18 protein-coding genes and 1 riboswitch are annotated in these 19,679 nt (G+C 65.8%); of the genes, 6 read left to right on the top strand and 12 right to left on the bottom strand.

From position 1 onward, the window contains the following. Nucleotides 1–80: 80 nt before the first annotated feature. Nucleotides 81–288: riboswitch (cobalamin riboswitch) on the bottom strand. 42 nt (nucleotides 289–330) lie between these two features. The 3 genes from ACNFG0_RS13670 to lpxO all read right to left on the bottom strand — a co-directional run bounded on the left by ACNFG0_RS13670 (nucleotide 331) and on the right by lpxO (nucleotide 2,451). Further along, the gene (locus ACNFG0_RS13670) at nucleotides 331–900 is read right to left on the bottom strand and encodes a GNAT family N-acetyltransferase (RefSeq protein WP_416765216.1); all 570 of its coding nucleotides are present in this window, start codon (nucleotides 898–900) and stop codon (nucleotides 331–333) included. A 74-nt stretch (nucleotides 901–974) separates the two neighbouring features. After that, nucleotides 975–1,319, bottom strand: coding sequence for a carboxymuconolactone decarboxylase family protein (locus ACNFG0_RS13665; protein WP_416765215.1), 345 nt, complete (start codon nucleotides 1,317–1,319; stop codon nucleotides 975–977). Nucleotides 1,320–1,551: 232 nt separating this feature from the next. Beyond that, entirely contained in the window at nucleotides 1,552–2,451 is a 900-nt protein-coding gene (lpxO, locus tag ACNFG0_RS13660; RefSeq protein ID WP_196146466.1) for a lipid A hydroxylase LpxO, read from the bottom strand. Between the two features lie 195 nt (nucleotides 2,452–2,646). On the opposite strand from lpxO, the gene thpR reads away from it, so the two are divergent. Beyond that, nucleotides 2,647–3,192 (top strand): RNA 2',3'-cyclic phosphodiesterase, encoded by a 546-nt coding sequence (gene thpR / locus ACNFG0_RS13655; protein ID WP_196167126.1) that lies wholly within the window; start codon nucleotides 2,647–2,649, stop codon nucleotides 3,190–3,192. A 3-nt stretch (nucleotides 3,193–3,195) separates the two neighbouring features. Here the strand turns inward: thpR and ACNFG0_RS13650 are convergent, their stop codons facing one another. Further along, a complete protein-coding gene (locus ACNFG0_RS13650) occupies nucleotides 3,196–3,798 on the bottom strand; it encodes an NAD(P)H-dependent oxidoreductase (RefSeq protein ID WP_196146464.1) in 603 nt (200 codons plus the stop codon). Between the two features lie 92 nt (nucleotides 3,799–3,890). On the opposite strand from ACNFG0_RS13650, the gene ACNFG0_RS13645 reads away from it, so the two are divergent. Both ACNFG0_RS13645 and ACNFG0_RS13640 read left to right on the top strand, forming a co-directional pair. After that, the gene (locus ACNFG0_RS13645; protein ID WP_196146463.1) at nucleotides 3,891–4,487 is read left to right on the top strand and encodes a TetR/AcrR family transcriptional regulator; all 597 of its coding nucleotides are present in this window, start codon (nucleotides 3,891–3,893) and stop codon (nucleotides 4,485–4,487) included. Between the two features lie 148 nt (nucleotides 4,488–4,635). Further along, the gene (locus tag ACNFG0_RS13640; RefSeq protein ID WP_196156041.1) at nucleotides 4,636–5,844 is read left to right on the top strand and encodes a sugar transporter; all 1,209 of its coding nucleotides are present in this window, start codon (nucleotides 4,636–4,638) and stop codon (nucleotides 5,842–5,844) included. A gap of 17 nt (nucleotides 5,845–5,861) precedes the next feature. On the opposite strand, the gene ACNFG0_RS13635 is transcribed toward ACNFG0_RS13640, so the two are convergent. Beyond that, nucleotides 5,862–6,761, bottom strand: a complete 900-nt coding sequence (locus ACNFG0_RS13635; protein WP_196156040.1) for a LysR family transcriptional regulator — start codon at nucleotides 6,759–6,761, stop codon at nucleotides 5,862–5,864. 102 nt (nucleotides 6,762–6,863) lie between these two features. Here ACNFG0_RS13635 and nfsB point away from each other — a divergent pair, with 102 nt between their 5' ends. Next, nucleotides 6,864–7,514 carry an oxygen-insensitive NAD(P)H nitroreductase gene (nfsB, locus tag ACNFG0_RS13630; RefSeq protein ID WP_196146460.1) on the top strand — a complete coding sequence of 217 codons (651 nt, stop codon included), beginning with the start codon at nucleotides 6,864–6,866 and terminating at the stop codon, nucleotides 7,512–7,514. Nucleotides 7,515–7,568: 54 nt separating this feature from the next. Here nfsB and ACNFG0_RS13625 read toward each other — a convergent pair whose 3' ends face one another. The 3 genes from ACNFG0_RS13625 to ACNFG0_RS13615 form a co-directional block, all read right to left on the bottom strand. Beyond that, nucleotides 7,569–9,017 carry an MFS transporter gene (locus tag ACNFG0_RS13625; protein WP_416765211.1) on the bottom strand — a complete coding sequence of 483 codons (1,449 nt, stop codon included), beginning with the start codon at nucleotides 9,015–9,017 and terminating at the stop codon, nucleotides 7,569–7,571. 165 nt (nucleotides 9,018–9,182) lie between these two features. Then, the gene (locus ACNFG0_RS13620) at nucleotides 9,183–10,337 is read right to left on the bottom strand and encodes an aminotransferase class V-fold PLP-dependent enzyme (RefSeq protein ID WP_416765210.1); all 1,155 of its coding nucleotides are present in this window, start codon (nucleotides 10,335–10,337) and stop codon (nucleotides 9,183–9,185) included. Between the two features lie 186 nt (nucleotides 10,338–10,523). Continuing rightward, complete coding sequence (locus ACNFG0_RS13615) at nucleotides 10,524–11,450, bottom strand: LysR family transcriptional regulator (protein WP_196146457.1); 927 nt, start codon at nucleotides 11,448–11,450, stop codon at nucleotides 10,524–10,526. A gap of 139 nt (nucleotides 11,451–11,589) precedes the next feature. Between ACNFG0_RS13615 and ACNFG0_RS13610 the strand changes: the two genes are divergently transcribed. Beyond that, entirely contained in the window at nucleotides 11,590–12,819 is a 1,230-nt protein-coding gene (locus ACNFG0_RS13610) for an acyl-CoA dehydrogenase (RefSeq protein ID WP_196167129.1), read from the top strand. Between the two features lie 257 nt (nucleotides 12,820–13,076). Here the strand turns inward: ACNFG0_RS13610 and ACNFG0_RS13605 are convergent, their stop codons facing one another. From ACNFG0_RS13605 to ACNFG0_RS13590, 4 genes are all read right to left on the bottom strand, one after another. After that, nucleotides 13,077–14,150, bottom strand: a complete 1,074-nt coding sequence (locus ACNFG0_RS13605) for a TerC family protein (RefSeq protein WP_416765207.1) — start codon at nucleotides 14,148–14,150, stop codon at nucleotides 13,077–13,079. Between the two features lie 163 nt (nucleotides 14,151–14,313). Beyond that, nucleotides 14,314–15,621, bottom strand: a complete 1,308-nt coding sequence (locus ACNFG0_RS13600) for a substrate-binding domain-containing protein (protein WP_416765206.1) — start codon at nucleotides 15,619–15,621, stop codon at nucleotides 14,314–14,316. Nucleotides 15,622–15,789: 168 nt separating this feature from the next. Continuing rightward, nucleotides 15,790–16,395, bottom strand: a complete 606-nt coding sequence (locus ACNFG0_RS13595) for a cupin domain-containing protein (protein ID WP_196146454.1) — start codon at nucleotides 16,393–16,395, stop codon at nucleotides 15,790–15,792. A 40-nt stretch (nucleotides 16,396–16,435) separates the two neighbouring features. Then, nucleotides 16,436–18,388, bottom strand: coding sequence for an FAD-dependent oxidoreductase (locus tag ACNFG0_RS13590; protein WP_196156036.1), 1,953 nt, complete (start codon nucleotides 18,386–18,388; stop codon nucleotides 16,436–16,438). A 183-nt stretch (nucleotides 18,389–18,571) separates the two neighbouring features. On the opposite strand from ACNFG0_RS13590, the gene ACNFG0_RS13585 reads away from it, so the two are divergent. Beyond that, complete coding sequence (locus tag ACNFG0_RS13585) at nucleotides 18,572–19,615, top strand: ABC transporter substrate-binding protein (RefSeq protein WP_196146452.1); 1,044 nt, start codon at nucleotides 18,572–18,574, stop codon at nucleotides 19,613–19,615. The last annotated feature ends 64 nt before the right edge of the window (nucleotides 19,616–19,679 follow it).

The following is a 19,679-nucleotide window of genomic DNA, read 5'->3' as shown; positions in this document are numbered from 1 at the left end:
CCCGGTGGAAACAACGCATAGACGAGCAAGCACGCACGCAGGGGCGCACGCGAAACCGGCCTGCGCCCGCCCACCGCGGGTTTGCCAACGAAGCTCCAGGCCGGTCTCCGGGCTTGCGAGGGTCATGAACGCCTTCACCTTCCCATGCACGAGGCACAGTGGTGTGTCGAAGGGTTCGCTCGCTTACCGTTGCGGGGGCAGCGCCGGACTTGTCCTGCAAAGGACGCACCGGCTTCCCGTTTCACCCTGCGCGCGGCGGCGCAGGACACCTGAAACAGGTGCGCATCTGACCATCGTTCGGCGCGGGAGTCAAATGCGCAAGGGGAGGGTTCAGCGACCGCGACGGCGCGACACGCGGGCCTCGATGTTCTTGCGCCCGATCAACAGCGGCGGCTTTTCCACCACCGGTTCATCGGCCAGCCACTTGTACATCACCAGGCAGTCCACCAGCCCCAGCTCGGCATGGCGATAGGCTTTGGGCAGGCGGCCCACGGTCTCGAAACCGAGCTTGTGCCACAGCGCCACGGCCACTTCGTTAGTGGTCACCACCGAGTTGAACTGCAGGGCCAGGAAGCCTTCCTGGCGTGCCAGTTTCTGTGAGTGTTCGCACATCAGCCGCGCCACGCCACGGCCACGGGCGGCTTCGGCGACCATGTAGCCACAATTGCCCACGTGGCTGCCGGGGCCTGCTGCGTTGGCCTTGAGGTAGTACGAGCCCAGCAGTTGGCCGTCGGCTTCGGCCACCAGGGTGCGCAGCGGCAGCGAAAGCCACAGGTGGCGGGCTTGCTCGAAGCTGAGGTCGGGGTCGAAGGCGTAGGTCTGGCGGGCCTGGACGATGGCCTGGAAGGTCGGCCAGAAGCGCTCGAAGTCTTCCGGGGTCATGGGGCGGATCTGGATCATGGCGGCTCCTGCGGGCTGAACCGCCAAGTCTGGGTGGCGTGGCGCCGTCGCGCAAGAGCGGCGGCGTCGTTCGCTCAACTGCCGGCCTTGCCCACCGCATCCATGACGCGGGCCGAGTACACCAGCGCGGCGCCCGCATTCATCGCCACGGCCACACCGAGGGCCTCGGCGATTTCCTCACGGGTGGCGCCTTGCTTGACCGCTTGCTGGGAGTGCACGGCGATGCAGCCATCGCAGCGGGTGGTCACAGCCACGGCCAGGGAGATCAGTTCGCGGGTTTTGGCATCCAGGTGATTGGTCTTGGCCCCGGCACCGCTGGCTGCCATGTAGCCGGCCACGGTGTCGGGGGACAATTGCTTGAGATCGCCGATGCCGGCCATCAACTGCTTACGGTAGGCGTCCCAGTCCATCATGCTCATCGCGTTCACCTCAAGAGGTTGGCAACAGGAGCTTTCAGGCTAGTCGAAGATCGTGATGGGGGATTACGCAGCCCGATGGGCTGCGGTGCTGTGCGGGCTTGCCCGGCGATCACGCGCGAAGCCCTTGCCAGGCGACGGTGATATCCGGCCCGGCCCAATCGCGGGACAAGCCCGCTCCTACAGGGGGGCGCCACTCCCACGCCGATCGCGCTGGATCCAGGGCCCCGCGATCTCAGATGTAGATGAAGAACAGTACCAGTGCCGCGACGACAGCCCACTTCTCCAGGTAGTAGCGGGTACGGTTGCGCTTCTTCATCGCCTTGCCGCGCTCGCGAATCTTGTAGATGCGGGTGAACAGACGGTTGATGCCGCCGGTCTTGTCGTTGGCATCGTTGGGCGCGGCGGCGGCGGCCATGACGTTGCGGCTGAACCAGCGGTTGAAGGCGGTCGCCCAGCGGTACTTGAGCGGGCGCTCCACGTCGCAGAACAGGATGATGCGGTTGTGCTCGGTGGTGTTGGCGGCGTAGTGGATGTAGGTCTCGTCGAACACTACTGCCTCGCCGTCGCGCCAGGAGTACTTCTGGCCGTCGACATCGATGTAGCAGCCGTCGTCGTTGGGTGTGTCCAGGCCCAGGTGGTAGCGGTAGGAGCCGGCATAGGGGTCACGATGGCGCACCAGCTTGGCGCCCGGCGGCAGGGTGGCGAACATGGCCGCCTTGACCGTGCCGATGCCCTGCAGCAGCTCGGTGGTGCGCGGGCACAGCTTCATGGCCGAAGGGTGGCTCTCGCCGTACCACTTCAGGTAGAAGCGCTTCCAGCCGGTCTTGAAGAACGAGTTGAAACCAACGTCGTCATAGTTGTCGGATTTCTTGATTTCACCCACGTGCAGCAATTGCTGGGCTTCCTCGCGGATTTCCTGCCAGTGATCCTTCAGCGGCTGCAGTTCCGGGAACGCCTCCACCGGCAGGTAGGGCTTGGCCGGGTGCCTGGAGAACAGGTACAGGAAGGCGTTGACCGGGGCGAGGAAGCTGGAGTGGTCGCCCAGCTGGCGGGTCAATTTATGGCGAACCCGACCGCGCAGGTGAACATAGGCGATCGAGAGGGCGAAGATCAGTACGAGTGCGATTTTCATGGACGGATGCTTGTCGAAATGGCCACGCGTCATGGCTTGAGCCCGCCAGCATAAACAATCATGGTGGCGCTTTGTAGGATTAATCTCAGATTGCCAGGCAGACATTGGTACGAGGTGGTGCCTGTCATGAGGGGTGAGGGTCAGGCGTGCCTGTGCGATGATGCAGCCATGCCCATCGCAACAGGACGCCTGCCAATGCCAGTGGATGAACGGGAAACCGGGCAACCCTTCAAGCGGTTGTTCTTCGCCTTGCCGGTGGCCGACGCCCAGCGCCGGGCGATGGCGCTGTGGCGTCGAGGGCTGGGCTTGCGCAACGGCAAGCCGGTGCCGGCGGAAAACTTTCACCTGACCTTGCTGTTCCTGGGGGACGTGGACGCCGCCCAGGTGCCGGCGCTGTGCGCGGCCGTCAACAGCCTCAAGGGCCCCGAAACACCGTTGCGCCTGGCCTTGGACCGCCTGCAGGTATGGCCAAGGGCCAATGTGCTGGTGCTGGAGCCGCAGCACACGCCACCGGCCTTGCGCCGGCTGGTCTATGCCCTGGAACAGGCCATGCTGCCGTTGGGCATCGCCCCGCAGGCCCGTGAATACCGGCCGCACCTGACCCTGTCTCGCGACTATCGCGCCCAGGTGCCGGAAGCTGCGGCGGCGCCGGAATTTTTCCTCACCGCCCGGCATTTCACCCTCTACGAATCGCGCAAGGGGCGCTACTGGCCGTTGGCCGAGTGGCCCCTGGCAAATTGACCGTCAGGCCGGCAGCGCCTCGGCGGTAACGAACAGCTGGGCACCCAATGCACGGGCCTGGCGCAGATACGGCGCAGGGTCCACCCCCTCGCTGTCAGCTAGCAGGGTCGAACTCAATACCTGTGCGCCGCAGTAGTCGAAGATGCCGTGCTCGATTTGCACGCGCATCGCTTCGCCGTAGCCGTGGCGCTCGAAGGTAGCTGCGTCGGCACCGGCAACGCCCACCAGGTGCACGGTAAGGCCGCGCAGTTTCTTGGTCATGGGGCCGTTTACCTGGTAGTCGAATGCCCAGCCATTGCTGAACACCCGCTCCACCCAGCCCTTGAGCAGGGCCGGCATGGACCACCAGTAGATCGGGTAGACCAGCACCAGCGTATCGGCCCGCTCGATGCGCGCCTGCTCGGCCAGCACATCGGCAGGTGGCCTGGCCTGGCGGCGGTGTACTGCATGGTCGGCCAGACCGAAGCGGGGGTCAAAGCCTTCCCGGGCGAGGTCAGCGAATTCGCTGCTGTGCCCAGCGCTGGCCAGGCCCTCGGCGACTTGATGGGCAAGGGCGTGAGTGAGAGATTCGGGGTCGTGATGACCGATGACGATCAAGGCATGCATGGCGACGCTCCAGATGGGGGATGCGCAGTTGGGGCGAGCGCTATATACTCGCAGTAAGTTACGATTGGTAAGTTACTTTTAGTAGGTAGTCGATGTCAAGCACCGAAAAACACCCACCGCGCAAACGCCTGTCCCGGGAAGATCGCCGCCGTCAATTGCTCGACATGGCCTGGCAGCTGGTGCGCGAGGAGGGCACCGATGCCCTGAGCCTGGGCCGCCTGGCCGAGCAGGCTGGTGTGACCAAGCCGGTGGTCTATGACCATTTCGAAACCCGTACCGGGCTGCTCGCGGCTTTGTACGAGGAGTACGACGCACGCCAGACCGCCATGCTAGAGGCCGCCCTGACTGCCGGCGAGGCGACCCTCGAGGGGCGTGCCGGGGTGATCGCCGCGGCCTATGTGGATTGCGTGATGAGCCAGGGACGGGAGATCCCTGGGGTCAGCGCCGCACTGGCCGGCTCGCCTGAGCTGGAGTCGCTCAAGCGGGCCTATGAAGGGCCCTTCCTGGAAAAATGCCGCCAGGCGCTGGCGCCGTTTGCGCCGACGGGCACGGTTGGCACAGCTGGGCTGAGGGTACTGGTGGGGGCGGCGGATGCGTTGTCCCTGGCAGCTGCGGCCGGCGAACTGGAGCCTGGGGCGGCAAAACGGGAATTACAGGCCACTATCATTGCCATGGTCGCACGGCAGTGATCCTCCCCCGTCACGGGTTGTGAGGCCCAGGCGCGATGCGTACCATGCGGGCATTCCTTCCAATAAAAAAACCGTGCGTCACCGGCCTTGAACCTGGGCAGGTGGTGGGCGGCCTATCGCCTTGTCTTCGGAGATCAACAACCCTTCCATGAACGGACCTACCCCTAATGTTCTGCCGCCAACCGCCGGTACCGGCAGCTGGCTGAGTGTCGTCGCCCTGGCCCTGGCGGCCTTCATCTTCAATACCACCGAGTTCGTCCCGGTGGCCCTGCTGAGCGATATCGGCCGCAGCTTCGACATGACCACCGCCCAGGTCGGCCTGATGCTGACCATCTACGCCTGGGTAGTGGCCCTGGCGTCGTTGCCGATGATGCTGCTGACCCGCAACATCGAGCGCCGTCGGCTGCTGCTGTTCGTGTTCCTGGTGTTCATTGTCAGCCACCTGCTGTCATGGCTGTCCCAGAGTTTCGCCATGCTGCTGGTCAGCCGTATCGGCATTGCCCTGTCCCATGCGGTGTTCTGGGCCATCACTGCCTCGTTGGCGGTGCGCGTGGCGCCACCCGGGCAACAGGCCAAGGCCCTGGGTTTGCTGGCCACCGGCACGACCTTGGCGATGGTCATGGGCATCCCCCTGGGGCGGGTGGTGGGCGAGGCTCTGGGCTGGCGCGTGACGTTCCTGAGCATCGCCGGTGTGGCGCTGGCGACCATGCTCTGCCTGATGAAATCGCTGCCGCTGTTGCCCAGCCAGAATTCCGGCTCCCTGCGCAGCTTGCCGATCCTGTTCAAGCGCCCGGCGCTGGTCATCACCTACCTGCTGGTGACCTTGGTGATCACCGCGCAATTCACCGCCTACAGCTACATCGAACCGTTCGCCCTGCACGTGGCGCAGATCGGTGGCGAGCGCACCACGTTGCTGCTGTTGCTGTTCGGTGGCGCGGGTGTATTCGGCTCGCTGCTGTTCAGCCGCTACAGCGATCGCTTCCCCCATGGCTTCCTGGTAGCAGCGATCGCAGCGCTGGCGTCTTGCTTGCTGCTGCTGTTGCCGTTGTCGGGCAACTTCTATGTGTTCGCCGCCTTGAGCATGGTCTGGGGGGTGGCGATCCTGAGCTTCAGTCTGTCGCTGCAATCGAAGACCCTCAAGCTCGCCTCGGATGCCACCGATGTGGCGATGGCGCTGTTCTCGGGGATCTACAACATCGGCATCGGCGGCGGTGCGCTGTTGGGCAGTATCGTCAGCAGCCAGCTGGAGGTGGCCTATATCGGCCTGGTGGGCGGCGCTGTCGCGGTGGTCGGCCTGGTGCTGGCGGCGGCCAGCACTGCGCGCTTCCGTGAAGCCCTGGGCAAGCAGCAGGCCTGAAACTTCATCGTCGCAGGCTATGGCGCACCGGGTGGCTGCAGCGCGGCGAAGCGCTCGCGCAGCCACAGGTGCAGCTGCGACACGGCAGGTGACAGCTGCTTGCGGTGTGGGCACACCAGCGTCACCGGCGTCGGTTCGCCAAGGTGCTCGGGCAGCAGCACTTCCAGCTCGCCCGCGGCCACGTTGCCACTGACATCCAGCCACGACTTGTAGACGATCCCTTCGCCTTCCAGGGCCCAGCGCCGCACCACATCGGCGTCATCGCTGAACAAAGGGCCGCGCACCTGCACGCTGCGGTTGCCCAGGCGCCACCTGTCGTACACCCGGCCCATCTGCAGGTACAGAAGGCATGCGTGCTCTTGCAGTTCATCGAGTGTGCGCGGCCGGCCGTGGCGCGCCAGGTAGCCGGGCGAAGCCACCAGGACCCGGCGGTTCCACGGTGCCAGGGGCAGGGCGATGTAGTTGGCATCCTGGTTCAGGCCATAGCGAATGGCCACGTCCACCGGGTCGCGGGCGAAGTCGGCGATCTGGTCGGAGAGAAAGAAGCGCAGGCTCAGGTCCGGGTGCTCGCGGCGAAAGGCGCTGAGCCAGGGCAGCAGGATATTGCGCCCCAAGTCCGAGGGGGCCGACACCTGCAGCACACCGCGCAGGGTGCTATGGGCACCGTGCAGGTTGTCTCGGCCCTGGCGCAGGGTGTCGAGCACGCTGTGGGCCGTGGGCAGGTACAGTTCGCCTTCGGCGGTCAGGCGCAGGCTGCGGGTGGTGCGGGCGAACAGGCGTACGTCCAGCTCGCGTTCCAGGCGCTTGATCGCCGCGGCCACTTGGCCAGGCAACACGCCTGCCTCCAGGGCCGCAGCGGTGAAACTGCCCAGCGCGCTGCTGCGCACGAACAGTTCGAGATCGGTGATGCGCAGCATTTTCACTCCAGGGATGAAAGTGTTGCTGCATTGTGCCGCTTTTTCTTTTTCCCAGGAAAGATAAGATGCCCGCACATTCCGTTCCCCTGAGGAGTTTCCCTGATGGATACCGTTGCCCTGGCCAAGCGCCGTTACACCACCAAAGCCTACGATGCCAGCCGTCGCATTCCCCAGGCGACCATCGATGCGCTGCTCGAGCAGCTGCGCCACAGCCCGTCCTCGGTCAACTCCCAGCCTTGGCACTTCGTGGTGGCCGACAGCGCTGAAGGCAAGGCACGTATCGCCAAGGCCACCGAGGCCTTTGCCTACAACACGCCGAAAATCCTCAACGCATCCCACGTGATCGTCTTCGCCGCCCGTACCGACATGACCGAAGCGCACCTGGAGGCGGTACTGGCCCAGGAAGCCGCCGATGGGCGTTTCCCGACCGAGCAGGCCAAGGCCGGCCAGGACCAGACCCGTCGCGGCTACGTCAATCTGCACCGCTTCGACCAGAAGGACCTGCAGCACTGGATGGAGAAGCAGACCTACCTGGCGTTCGGCACCGCGCTGCTCGGCGCCGCTGCCCATGGCCTGGACGCCACTCCCATCGAAGGCTTCGACAGCAAGGCGCTGGACGCCGAGCTGGGCCTGCGTGAGCAAGGCTTCACCAGCGTGGTGGTGCTGAGCCTGGGCTACCGCAGCGAGGACGACTTCAACGCTGGGCTCAGCAAATCGCGCCTGCCGGCGTCGCAGGTGTTCACCTTCCTCTGAGGGCGCCGCCGATCGTTGCATGAAGACCGGCCAGTTGCCGTTGCACCTGGCCGGTTACTCTTCCTGCGCCTGGGACAGCGGGCGCGCCACATGTTCCAGCGACTTGCGCTCCGCCGCCGTCCCCCATCGTGCCTGCACCAGTGCGGCCAGGACCATCAAGCCGGCACCGATCAGGTAGCCATACAGCACGTTCGTGCGTTCACCCGTCTCGATCAGAGCACCGAACAACGTCGGCCCGACCAGCCCGCCCAAGCCCGTGCCGAAGGCGTAGAACACCGCGATGGCCAGGGCGCGGATCTCCAGCGGGAAGGTTTCGGCCACGGTCAGGTAGGCGGAACTTGCCGCGGCAGAGGCGAAGAAAAAGATCACCATCCAGGCCAGCGTCTGCTGGGTGACGTCGAGCAGCTGTTGCTGGAACAGGTACCCGCTGATGCCCAGAAGCACGCCGGACACCAGGTATGTGGCACTGATCATCAGCCGCCGCCCCCACACATCGAACAGCCTGCCCAGCAGCAAAGGCCCGCAGAAATTGCCCAGGGCGAAGGGCAGCACGTACCAGCCGATGCGCTCGGATGGGACCCCATAGAAGTCGGTGAGCACCAGCGCATAGGTGAAGAAGATGGCGTTGTAGAAGAACGCCTGGGCGCTGAGCAGGGTCAGGCCGACCAGCGCACGGCGCCGATGAATGCCGAACAGGCAGCGCCACACCTCGCCCAGCGGTGTATGGCCGCGGGCATGCAGGCGTATGGGTGGGCCATCGACGGCGGGCAGTGCGATGCCCCGCAGGCGGTACTGGCGCTCGATGGCGGCGACGATACGTTCGGCCTGTTCCGGCTGGTTATGGATCAGCAGCCAGCGTGGGCTCTCCGGGATCCACAGGCGCATCAGCAGGATCGCCAGGCCCAGCACCGCACCGATGCCGAAGCACAGGCGCCAGCCCAGCTCGCCGCCCACCAGCGCCGGGTCGAGCAAAACCACCGATCCCACCGCGCCAAGGGCGGCGCCCAGCCAGAAGGTGCCGTTGATGGTCAGGTCCACCCAGCCGCGACAGCGGGCCGGGGTGAATTCCTGGAGGGTCGAATTGATCGCGGTGTATTCGCCGCCAATGCCGGCGCCGGTGAGAAAGCGAAATAGCAGGAAGCTCCACAGGTTCCATGAAAACGCCGTCGCCGCCGTGGCGCCTATGTACAGGAACAGGGTGACGAAGAACAGCCTGCGCCGGCCCAGGCGGTCGGTCAGCCAGCCGAAGAGCAGGGCACCGAGCACCGCGCCGGCGATGTAGCTGGCACCGGCCAGGCCGATTTCGGTGTTGCTCATCTGCAGCGCCGGGCTGTCCTTGAGCGCGCCGGACACCGAGCCTGCCAGGGTCACCTCCAGGCCATCGAGCAGCCAGGTGATGCCAAGGGCCAGGACCAGCAAGGTGTGGAAGCGGGTCCAGGGCAGGCGGTCGAGGCGGGCGGGGATATCGGTATGGTAGGTGCGTCCGGTCTGGAGGTGGGGCACCAGGGGCTCCTGTCTGCTGGCGAGTGTGCGCATGGCAGTTGAGCCACTGGAGGGCGGAAGAGTTCAAGGCGTTCGGCATACTGGCTTTGGTGCCTGTGAGACCGAGCGCCGCCCGCGCGGCGCTCGGTCTCGCAACCACCACCCACCTCAAGGCCTGCCCCAATCTCACCACAACGCAGCCGAAGCCGCTGTGACCGCACGGCCAACTACCTCGATGGCCTTGTCGACCTCGTCCTCGCGGGTAAAGCGCCCCAGGCTGATCCGCACGCACTTGCGCGCCCGCGCCTGGTCCAGCCCCAGGGCCAGCAGCACATGGGAGGCGGCGTTGGCCGCCGAGTTGCAGGCCGAGGTCGAGGACACGGCCAACTCGCTTGCCAGCGAGGCGCTGTTGAAGCCCTTGGCGTCGATGCACAGGTTCAAGGTGTGGGGAATGCGTTGCTCAGCGCAGCCATTGAGGCTGACCCCCGGCAGGGCCAGAAGCCCTTGGCGCAGGCGCTCGCTGAGCCGCTGGATACGCTGGTGCTCGCTGTCGCCAGGCGCACCGGCCAGGGCGAAGGCGCTGCCCATGCCGACGATCTGGTGGGTGGCCAGGGTGCCGGAGCGCAGGCCACGCTCATGGCCACCGCCATGCATCTGCGCGTGCAGCAGCGCGCGGGCCCGAGGGCCGACATACAGCGCGCCGATGCCTTTGGGGCCGTAGGCCTTGTGCGCCGAAAACGACATCAGGTCCACCGCTTGGCGAGCCAGGTCGATCGTCACCTTGCCCACGGCTTGGGCGGCGTCGACATGCAGCAGCGCGCCATGGGCCCGCACCCGTTCGCCGATGGCAGCGAAGTCGGTGACCGTGCCCAGTTCATTGTTGACCGCCATCAGCGACACCAGGCGGGTGTCGGGGCGCAATGCCGCCTGCACCGCCTCTGGCTGGATCAGCCCGGCGTTGTCCGGCGCCAGGCGCGTGACCGCCCAGCCCAGGCGCTCCAGTTCGGTCGCGGTATCGAGCACCGCCTTGTGCTCGAGCTGGCTGGTGATTAGATGGCCCGGCTGCTCGGCACCCTGTGCGATGCCCTTGAGCGCCAGGTTGTTGGATTCGGTGGCACCAGAGGTCCAGACCAGCTCGGCCGGGTCCGCGCCCACCCGTTCGGCTACCTGGCGACGGGCCTGCTCCACCAGCTCGCGGGCGGCCTGGCCATAGGCGTGGCCGCTGGAGGCCGGGTTGCCGAACTGGCCGTCCTGCCCGAGGCAGGTGACCATGGCCTCGATGACCCGGGCGTCGACGGGGGTAGTGGCGGCGTAATCGAAGTAGAGCGGGGCGCTGGGCATGTTGGCGAATCCGTGCTTGTCGCCTGAAAGTGGCGATCGATGGAACCATCGTAGCCAGCACGGCGGAAACGTTTTTTGCCTTGTGAATGCCTTGCGTTGCCCATCGCAGAAAAATTTTCTACTTGATTTGGATTATGCAGAACGTTTTTACAGCTGGCATGGCAAGAACCTCAACCGTCGGCTGGATCAAGCGGGTTCGGGGGCGGCTTCTTCCTCCGCCAGTACCCGGTCGCACAGCTCGGTGATCTGCTCGCGCATCCAGCGGTTGGCCGGGTCCTGGTCGGTGCTCTCGTGCCAATACAGATGGGTTTCCAGCGGCGGTACTTCCACCGGCAGTGGCAGGTGACGCAACTGGTGCCGGCGGGCGAAGCGCTCAGGCACGGTCATCACCATGTCGGTCTGCTGCAATACCTGCGAGGCCATCAGGTAGTGCTGTGAGCGCAGGGCGATCTTGCGTTGCACGCCCATCTTGCCCAGGGCCAGATCGACGTAGCCCAGGCCGTTGCGGCGGCTGGAGATATGGATGTGGGTCATGGCCAGGTAGTGGTCCAGGGTCAGCTTGCCTTCGGCCAAGGGATGGCCCGGGCGCAAGGCGCAGACGAAGCGGTCCTGCATGAGCTTGACGTGGCGCACCTGTGGGTCGGTGTTCAGCGGCGCGTCCACGGCGAAATCCAGGCGACCGGCGGCCAGTTCCTTGGTGGTCTCGCGGCGCTTGCACAGGAAGCTTTCGATCATCAGGGCAGGGGCGAGGCGACGCAGGCGCTGGAACAAGGGGGGCAGGATCACCGCCTCGGTGAGGTCGGTCATGCTGATGCGGAAGGTCTTGGTGGCCTGCTGAGGGTTGAACACGCGGCTTTCCTGCACCGAGGTGCGCAGTAGGGCGAGGGCGTTACGCACCGGGCCGATGATGTTCTGGGCCATGGGCGTAGGCACCATGCCCTGGGCGGTGCGCACGAACAGCGGGTCGTTGAAGGTCTCGCGCAGGCGCGACAGGGCATTGGACACCGCCGGCTGGGTGATGCCGACGATTTGCCCGGCGCGGGTCAGGTTGGCTTCGGTGTAGATGGCATCGAAAACGATGAACAGGTTGAGGTCGACCTTGCTGAGGTTCATGGCGGCGCTCTTTGTTGGCGTTATGGGGCGATCATATATTGGTTATGAATGTTTATACACGCGGAAAATAGACTAGGTGGATGGCAGGCTGTTGCTCTAGGCTCAGGCCCATGTTCTCCAGCCCGTGAAGGTAGCCCCGATGGATTTCGCCTATTCGCCCAAGGTCCAGGCATTGCGCGAGCGTGTCACTGCGTTCATGGACGCTCATGTCTACCCCGCCGAGCCGGTGTTCGAGCGCCAGGTCGCCGAGGGCGACCGCTGGCAGCCCACCGCGATCATGGAGCAGCTCAAGGCCAAGGCCCGCGCCGAGGGGCTGTGGAACTTGTTCCTGCCTGAGTCGGCGTACGGTGCGGGCCTGTCGAACCTGGAATATGCGCCGCTGGCTGAGATCATGGGCCGTTCGTTGCTGGGGCCCGAACCGTTCAATTGTTCAGCACCGGACACCGGCAACATGGAAGTGCTGGTGCGCTACGGCAGCGAGGCGCAGAAGCGCCAGTGGCTGGAGCCGCTGCTGCGCGGCGAGATCCGCTCGGCGTTCGCCATGACCGAGCCGGACGTGGCTTCCTCGGATGCCACCAATATGGCGGCCACCGCGGTGCGTGATGGCGACGAGTGGGTCATCAATGGGCGCAAGTGGTGGACCTCCGGTGCCTGCGACCCACGTTGCAAGGTGATGATCTTCATGGGCCTGTCCAACCCGGACGGGCCACGCCACCAGCAGCACTCCATGATCCTGGTGCCCACCGATGCCCCCGGGGTGAAGATCGTCCGCCCGCTGCCGGTGTTCGGCTATGACGATGCGCCCCATGGCCACGCCGAGGTCCTGTTCGAGCAGGTGCGGGTGCCTTACGAGAATGTGATCCTAGGCGAAGGCCGTGGTTTCGAGATCGCCCAGGGACGGCTTGGGCCTGGCCGCATTCACCACTGCATGCGCTCGATCGGCATGGCCGAGCGGGCCCTGGAGCTGATGTGCAAGCGCTCGGTGGCGCGCACCGCCTTCGGCCGGCCGTTGGCGCGGCTGGGCGGCAACATCGACAAGATCGCCGATTCGCGCATGGAGATCGACATGGCGCGGCTGCTCACGCTCAAGGCCGCCTACATGATGGACACTGTCGGCAACAAGGTGGCCCGCAGCGAGATCGCGCAGATCAAGGTGGTGGCACCGAACGTGGCGTTGAAGGTAATCGACCGGGCGATTCAGATGCATGGTGGGGCAGGGGTCAGCGGCGATTTCCCGCTGGCGTACATGTACGCCATGCAGCGCACCCTGCGCCTGGCTGATGGGCCGGACGAAGTGCACCGGGCGGCTGTCGGCAAGTACGAGATCGGCAAGTATGTGCCCAGGGAGATGCTGCGGGGCGGGGAGTGAGTTGCCTGCTCGACCGCGGAGCTTGTTTGCTGTGGCTGCGCAGTCGGGATCCTCGGCGCGACAACGCAGCCCGAAGGGCCAATGCCTGTCAGTCAAAGACAGCGGGTCGGCGCATGCCCCATCGCCGGCAAGCCGGCTCCCACCTGTCCTGTGCTGTTTCCAGAGCACCGCCGTAGCTGTGGGGGCCGGCTTGCCGGCGATGGGCTGCGTAGCAGCCCCATGCGCGACTATTGCGCAAAGGGGGTTCCAAGGCCGCCTCAGGGCGCGCTGGTTTTTTCTTTGCGCGGCGCCTGGGTATCGGACTGTCTTGGCGGCTTCGCGTCGCCGCCTTGTGCCGACGGCGCTGGCTGATCGTCATGAGCGCTGCGGGTCTTGAACAGCGACAGCAACACCCCGCCGAGCAGCAACCCGAACGTCACGCCCAGCGACAGCAACGCCGGTACCTTGCCCACCATGCCGTGGTAGAAGATCTTGCAGCCGATGAAGATCAGTACCAACGCCAGGGCGTACTTGAGGTAGACGAAGCGATGCATCAGCGCCGCGAGGGCGAAGTACAGCGAACGCAGCCCGAGGATGGCGAAGATGTTCGAGGTGTAGACGATGAACGGATCCTGGGTGATGGCGAAGATGGCCGGCACGCTGTCCACGGCGAACACCAGGTCCGCCAGCTCGATCAGTACCAGGGCCAGGAACAGGGGCGTGGCATGGCGCAGGGCGGTGCTGTGGCCGGGCGGGGTGAGGCGCACGAAGAAATGCGGGCCGTGGATTTGCTCGGTCACCCGCATGTGCCGGCGCACGAAGCGCAGCACCGGGTTGTTGGCAAGGTCGGGGTGGCTTTCCTCCTTCGACAGGGCCATCTTCACCCCCGTGAACAGCAGGAAGGCGCCGAACAGATACAGTACCCAGGCGAAGTGTTGCACCAGCGCCGCGCCCACGCCGATCATGATCGCCCGCAGGAAGACCACGCCGAGGATGCCCCAGAACAGCACCCGGTGCTGGTAGCGGCGGGGAATGGCGAAGAAGCCGAAGATCATCGCCATGACGAACACGTTGTCCATCGACAGCGACTGCTCTACCAGGAACCCGGTGTAGAACTCCAGCGCCGACTGAGCACCGAGCTCGTACCAGACCCACACCCCGAACAATACGCCCACGCTGAAATAGCCCGCATAGAGCAGCAGGCTTTCGCGCATTTCGATTTCCCGGTCTTTGCGGTGCAGCACGCCAAGGTCCAGCACCAGCAAGGCGATGACGATGGCGACGAACACCAGCCACAACCAGGCGCTGGTACCGAGGAACGGGGTGGTGAGGAATGTGTGCAGAGCCGTCATGAGCCCCTCCTTGAATGTCGACGTTGCATGGCAACAGTGATCCGACATGGCGGCTCGGCAGCCGTCAGAGGGGCCCGGTATCACATGGGTTTGAGCCTAGTCCGGTTTTCCGGTGCTGCCGAATGGCAGGCTGTTACATTTTTTTGCGCCGCAAGCCCAGGCTTCAATACACCCATACTTCGACCCGCTGGTTTCGCAAACGTCCCTTTTGCTGATCGTTGTCGGCCACCGGCAACTCGTCACCCAGGCCAGTCACCTCCTTCACCTCGACGCTATGGCGGGCCAGCGCGCGGCGCACGGCCATGGCCCGCAGGCGCGAGAGCAGGGCGGCGCGCCCGGGCGTTGCCTTGGGGTCGCCAAAGCCGACCAGCACGACCTTGCGCTCGAGCTTGCCGGTCTGGCGCAGGTAGTCGGCGACCCGCTGGACATCGCGCAGGGCCTTGTTGTCGAGGTTGGCGCTGCCGGCCTGGAAACGGAAGCTGACGGTCAGGCGCTGGGCCTGGCTGGCCAGGGTGCGGTAGCGCGCGGGCATGTCCGCCTGGGCGGGAACCGGCAGGGCCTTGACCTGCTGAGAGACGAAGCCCTGCCGGGCGACGATCGCCTGGCCCGCCGGGCTCTGGGTGAACTCGGCCAGGGCCCGTGCCAGCGGGGCAGGGTGGGCGGGCAGGTAGAAGAACAGACGCCGCGACAGCGGGTAGTCTTCGCTGGCTACCCGGGCACGGGTCGGCAGCAGCGCCGGGGCGTCACCCTCGGCAATGGCCAGGACCTTGGCGCCATGCACGGCGGTCAAGGTGCTGAAGCCTATGGCCTGGCGGTCGGCCTTGACCCGCTCGGCCAGTGCTTCGCTGGATTCGAAACGCTGGGCCTGGGGCGCCAGGCCGTGGTGGCCTGGCTCCAGCACCAGGGCCTTGAAGGTTTCGAAGGTGCCGGAGCGGTCATCGCGGGTATACAGGCGGATCGCGCCGCCGGCCACGCCCAACTGCTCCCAGCGCTGTACCTGGCCGGAAAACACCTGCGCCAGTTGGGTAATGGTCAATTGCGACAGGGGGTTGCCAGGGTGGACGATCACCGCCACGCCATCCAGGCCGATGACCTGCTCCGAGGCCTTGTCACGCAGGTCGCCCAACGCCTGCAGGCGCTGGGCCTCGCTGTCGGTGATGGGGCGCGAGGCGGCAGCCAGGTCGGCCTCGGCGTTGCCCAGGGCGGCGAAACCGGTGCTGGAGCCGTGGGCGGCGATGTCGATGAGCAGGGGCTGGCCTTGGGCGTTGATGGCGCGGATCCGGGTTTCGTTGGCCTGATCGCCCGGTGCCCGCTCGATGGCGGTGGCGCCTTGGGCCTCGAGCAGACCCAGGACCAGGGCCGGGGCCAGGGTGGCGCCGATGGTGTTGGAGCCCTGAATGCGCAGCTGCAGGGGTTCGGCCAGGGCCAGCAGGGGCAGCAGGCAGCAGAGCAAGGCAAGGAGGCGGGGCATCCTGGGAACCTGTGGCATGACGTTGGGCCGCAGATTACGACAGGGCGGTGACTGGAAGATGACAGACAGGCCGCCTGTGCGGCCCCATCACGGGGCAACCCGGCTTCTATAGGGGACGCATATAGTTATGCGTTGTTCTATGAGAGTGGGCTTGTCCCGCGATTGGGTTTAGAACGTAGGTGGCGTGATCACCCAGATCACCACGGCATCCTCGTCCCCGGGGTTGCCATAGCGGTGCGGTTCCTGGCTGGAGAAGCTGAAGCTGTCGCCCTCGTTCAGCTGGAAATACCGCTCTCCCACCCATAATTCGAAACGGCCCGACAGCAGGTACCCGGCTTCCTCGCCTTCATGGCTGTAGCTCTCCTGGCTGTAGGTACCAGGTGGAAAGCGCGAGTGGAGGATTTCCAGCTGGCGGTTGGGCTGGGGCGTGAGCAACTGGTCGACGATGCCGTCCTCGTAATGCACGCTCAGGCGGCTGTTGCGGCGCACCACATAGCCTTGATCTTCAGGGGCGGTGCTGGCTTCGCTGGCGAAGAACCACTGGATGGTCACGCCCAGGCTGCGGGCGATGTTGAACAGCGCTGGGATCGACGGGTAGGAGAGGTTGCGCTCCAGCTGGCTGATGTAGCCGGCGGTCAGTTCGCTCTGCTTGGCCAGCTCTGCCAGGGTCATGCCGCGGCGTTTGCGCAGGCCGCGGATGCGTGTGCCGAGAAAATGCGGGGCCGCGCCACCTGCTTCGGCGGCGGGCGTCGGCGTCAAGGGTTGCTCGCTCATTGCGCGTCGATCCATCGGGAAAGCGGCAGTATGACCAGCCTCAGAGCGCCCAGGCAACCGTCAGCCCGTCATGGATCGCCTCCTCGACGGTACGGGGCGCCAGGCAGTCGCCGACGCGCCTGACCTCGACCAGCCCGGCCAGCTCTTCGGCCAGGGTGTCCTGGGGCTGGTGGCCCAGGCACAGCACCAGGGTGTCGATGCCTTCGAAGATCATCGGCTCGCCGCTGGCGGTGTGCAGCAAGTAGACGGTGTTGTCGTCGCAGCCGTAGAGGCGGGCATACGGCGTGATGGCAATGCCCAGGCGGTGCAGCTCGCCGGCCATTTGGTCGCGCACGTACAGCGGCAGGCTTTCGCCGCAGTGGGTGCCGTTGACCGCCAGCTGCACCTGGTGCCCCTCGCGCACCAGGCGCTCGGCGATGCCCGGGCCGATCCAGTCGCTGCGCCAGTCCACCACCAGCACCGAACGGCCCAGGGTGGCCTGGTTGCGCAGCACCTGCCAGGCGTCCACCACCTGCATCTGGCCGTCGCGCTCGAATGTAGGCCAGTAGGGCGTCGCTCCAGTGGCGGCGATCACCAGGTCCGGGCGCTCGCGTTCGACCAGGGCGCGGTCGACCCGGGTGTTGCGCACCACGCGCACACCAGCCAGTTCCATCTCCCGTTGCAGGTTGGTGCTGGCGCCTCCGAATTCGCTGCGCCGGGGCAGCAGTTGAGCCAACAGCACCTGGCCGCCCAACTGCGGGCCGGCCTCGTACAAGGTCACCTCATGGCCGCGTGCGGCCGCTACTGCGGCGGCCTTCATGCCGGCCGGGCCACCGCCGGCGACCATCACCCGTTTGGGCGCGGTGGTGCGTTGCAGCGTGCCGTATTGCAATTCCCGGCCAGTTTCCGGGCGCTGGATGCAGGAGATCGGCAGGCCGCGGTGGAAGTGGCCGATGCAGGCCTGGTTGCAGGCGATGCAGGCACGCACGTCCTCGACTTGGCCACGCTCGGTCTTGACTGGCATCTGCGGGTCGCAGATCAATGCTCGGGTCATGCCGCAGACATCGGCCTGGCCGCGGGCAAGGATCAGTTCGGCCTCCTGGGGCTGGTTGATGCGGCCGGTGACGAACAGCGGGATGTCCAGGCGCGCCTTGAAGGTGCCGGCCTCGCGGGCCAGGTAGGCCGGCTCGATGGCCATGGGTGGGACGATATGCACGGCGCCGCCGAGCGATGCGGAGGTGCCGGCGACGATATGCAGGTAGTCGATCTCGCCTTGCAGGGCCTGGGCGGCCAGCAACGACTCGTCCTCGGTCAGGCCCTCGGGGTCACGTTCGTCGGCACTGATGCGCAGGCCGACGATGAAGTCCTCGCCGGTCGCCGCGCGTACCGCCGCCAGCACCTCGCGCACGAAGCGCAGGCGCTGCTCGAGGTCACCGTTGTAGCCGTCGGTACGGCGATTGACTCGCGGGTTGAGGAACTGCGCCGGTAAGTAACCGTGGCTGGCCACCACCTCAACGCCATCCAGGCCGGCCTGGTGCAGGCGGCGGGCCGCGTCGGCATAGCCCTGGACGATCTCATCGATCATCGCTTGGTCCAACGCCCTGGGCATCACTCGGAAGCGTTCGTTGGGCACTGCCGAGGCCGAATAGGCCACCGCCAACAGGCCATCGGCGGTTTCCATGATCTCCCGCCCGGGGTGGAACAGCTGCGACAGCACCACGGTGCCGTGCGCATGGCAGGCTTCTGCCAGGCGCCGGTAGCCCTCGATGCAGGCATCGTCGGTGGCCATCAGCACATGGGAGGTATAGCGCGCGCTGTCGTGTACGCCGGCCACTTGCAACACGATCAGGCCGGCCCCGCCCTCGGCGCGGGCGAGGTGGTAGGCGACCAGCTTGTCGTTGACCAGGTTGTCGGTGGGCAGGCAAGTGTCATGCCCGGTGGACATGATGCGGTTCTTCAGGCGTTTGCCACGGATCTGCAGCGGCTCGAACAGGTGGGCGAAGGCGGTCGACATGCGCGCAGCTCCGGTGAGTTGTTGTTTTTATCCATGAAAGTGTAGCTCCAGTAAAAAATCAACTTGTTTTTTTACTGGCGCGCGACTAGCGTTCCCATCGACCCCTCATGCAGGGGCGCCTCACAACAACAAGAAAGCGGGGCCTTGGCTGCACCGGCCAGGCACCGGCAGGAGGAACCAGCGATGAATGCATTTCCCCGCAGGACCGGCGTTTGCGCACTGCTGTTGGCCCTAGGCCTGGGTAGCGCGCAGGCGGCGCCGCAGATGGTCGTGGTCGGCTATGGTGGCGCAGGCCAGAAAGCCCAGGATGTGGCGATCTTCCAGCCTTTCAGTGCCCAGGACGGCAGCCAGCTGATCCAGAGCGAATACAACGGCGAGATGGCCCGCATCCAGGTGATGGCCGATACCGGGAATGTCGATTGGGATGTGGTGCAGATCGAAGGCCCGGACCTGATGCGCGGGTGCGACGAGGGTATCTACGAGCGCCTGGACTGGCAGCAGTTGGGCGGTACCTCGCAGCTGTTACCCGATGCGGCCCAGGATTGCGGTTCGGCGGCGCTGGTGTGGAGCGTGGCGATTGCCTACGACCGTGACAAGCTGGCCCAGGCGCCGACCTCCTGGGCGGACTTCTGGGACGTGAAGAAGTACCCCGGCAAGCGCGGCCTGCGCAAACGCGCGGTGTACAACCTGGAGTTCGCCTTGCTGGCCGATGGCGTCAAGGTCGAGGATGTGTACAAGGTATTGGCCACCCCGGCGGGTGTCGAGCGCGCCTTCGCCAAGCTGACCGAGCTCAAGCCGTACATCCAGTGGTGGGATGCCGGCGCCCAGCCGCCCCAGTGGCTGGCCGCGGGCGATGTGGTGATGACGTCCACCTACAGTGGCCGCATCGCCGTGGCCGCCCAGCAGGGCAGCCCGCTGGCGGTGGTCTGGCCGGGCAGCCTGTATGGCATGGACTACTGGGCGATCATCAAGGGTTCCCGGCATGTCGATCAGGCGCGGCGGCTGATCGCCTATGCCAACCAACCCGATACCCAGGTGCGTTACGTCGAGCAGATCCCTTATGGCCCGACCAACACCCAGGCCGCGGCCAAGCTCGACCCGGGGCTGGCCAGCTGGGTGCCGACCTCGCCGGAGAACCTCAAGGGCGCGCTGGCCATGGACGTGGCGTTCTGGGTCGACCATGGCGAAGAGCTGGAGCAGCGGTTCAACGCCTGGGCCAGCAAGTGATGGTTTGATATCCGGGGGCGCTGTGCGCCCCTCTCGCGACGCAGCGACTCCATCGATCGCACAT

The organism is Pseudomonas sp. NY15372 (assembly GCF_048068215.1).
GTDB classification, from domain to species: domain Bacteria; phylum Pseudomonadota; class Gammaproteobacteria; order Pseudomonadales; family Pseudomonadaceae; genus Aquipseudomonas; species Aquipseudomonas guariconensis_A.
Note: the sequence above shows the minus strand (reverse complement) of the source record. Positions and strands in the feature narration are given on the sequence as shown.

Excerpts from the sequence above, each read along its gene's own strand:
- ACNFG0_RS13670 (WP_416765216.1), bottom strand. The coding sequence starts at position 900 with ATGATCCAGATCCGCCCCATGACCCCGGAAGACTTCGAGCGCTTCTGG.
- ACNFG0_RS13665 (WP_416765215.1), bottom strand. The coding sequence starts at position 1,319 with ATGAGCATGATGGACTGGGACGCCTACCGTAAGCAGTTGATGGCCGGC.
- lpxO (WP_196146466.1), bottom strand. The coding sequence starts at position 2,451 with ATGAAAATCGCACTCGTACTGATCTTCGCCCTCTCGATCGCCTATGTT.
- thpR (WP_196167126.1), top strand. The coding sequence starts at position 2,647 with ATGCCAGTGGATGAACGGGAAACCGGGCAACCCTTCAAGCGGTTGTTC.
- ACNFG0_RS13650 (WP_196146464.1), bottom strand. The coding sequence starts at position 3,798 with ATGCATGCCTTGATCGTCATCGGTCATCACGACCCCGAATCTCTCACT.
- ACNFG0_RS13645 (WP_196146463.1), top strand. The coding sequence starts at position 3,891 with ATGTCAAGCACCGAAAAACACCCACCGCGCAAACGCCTGTCCCGGGAA.
- ACNFG0_RS13640 (WP_196156041.1), top strand. The coding sequence starts at position 4,636 with ATGAACGGACCTACCCCTAATGTTCTGCCGCCAACCGCCGGTACCGGC.
- ACNFG0_RS13635 (WP_196156040.1), bottom strand. The coding sequence starts at position 6,761 with ATGCTGCGCATCACCGATCTCGAACTGTTCGTGCGCAGCAGCGCGCTG.
- nfsB (WP_196146460.1), top strand. The coding sequence starts at position 6,864 with ATGGATACCGTTGCCCTGGCCAAGCGCCGTTACACCACCAAAGCCTAC.
- ACNFG0_RS13620 (WP_416765210.1), bottom strand. The coding sequence starts at position 10,337 with ATGCCCAGCGCCCCGCTCTACTTCGATTACGCCGCCACTACCCCCGTC.
- ACNFG0_RS13615 (WP_196146457.1), bottom strand. The coding sequence starts at position 11,450 with ATGAACCTCAGCAAGGTCGACCTCAACCTGTTCATCGTTTTCGATGCC.
- ACNFG0_RS13610 (WP_196167129.1), top strand. The coding sequence starts at position 11,590 with ATGGATTTCGCCTATTCGCCCAAGGTCCAGGCATTGCGCGAGCGTGTC.
- ACNFG0_RS13605 (WP_416765207.1), bottom strand. The coding sequence starts at position 14,150 with ATGACGGCTCTGCACACATTCCTCACCACCCCGTTCCTCGGTACCAGC.
- ACNFG0_RS13600 (WP_416765206.1), bottom strand. The coding sequence starts at position 15,621 with ATGCCCCGCCTCCTTGCCTTGCTCTGCTGCCTGCTGCCCCTGCTGGCC.
- ACNFG0_RS13595 (WP_196146454.1), bottom strand. The coding sequence starts at position 16,395 with ATGAGCGAGCAACCCTTGACGCCGACGCCCGCCGCCGAAGCAGGTGGC.
- ACNFG0_RS13590 (WP_196156036.1), bottom strand. The coding sequence starts at position 18,388 with ATGTCGACCGCCTTCGCCCACCTGTTCGAGCCGCTGCAGATCCGTGGC.
- ACNFG0_RS13585 (WP_196146452.1), top strand. The coding sequence starts at position 18,572 with ATGAATGCATTTCCCCGCAGGACCGGCGTTTGCGCACTGCTGTTGGCC.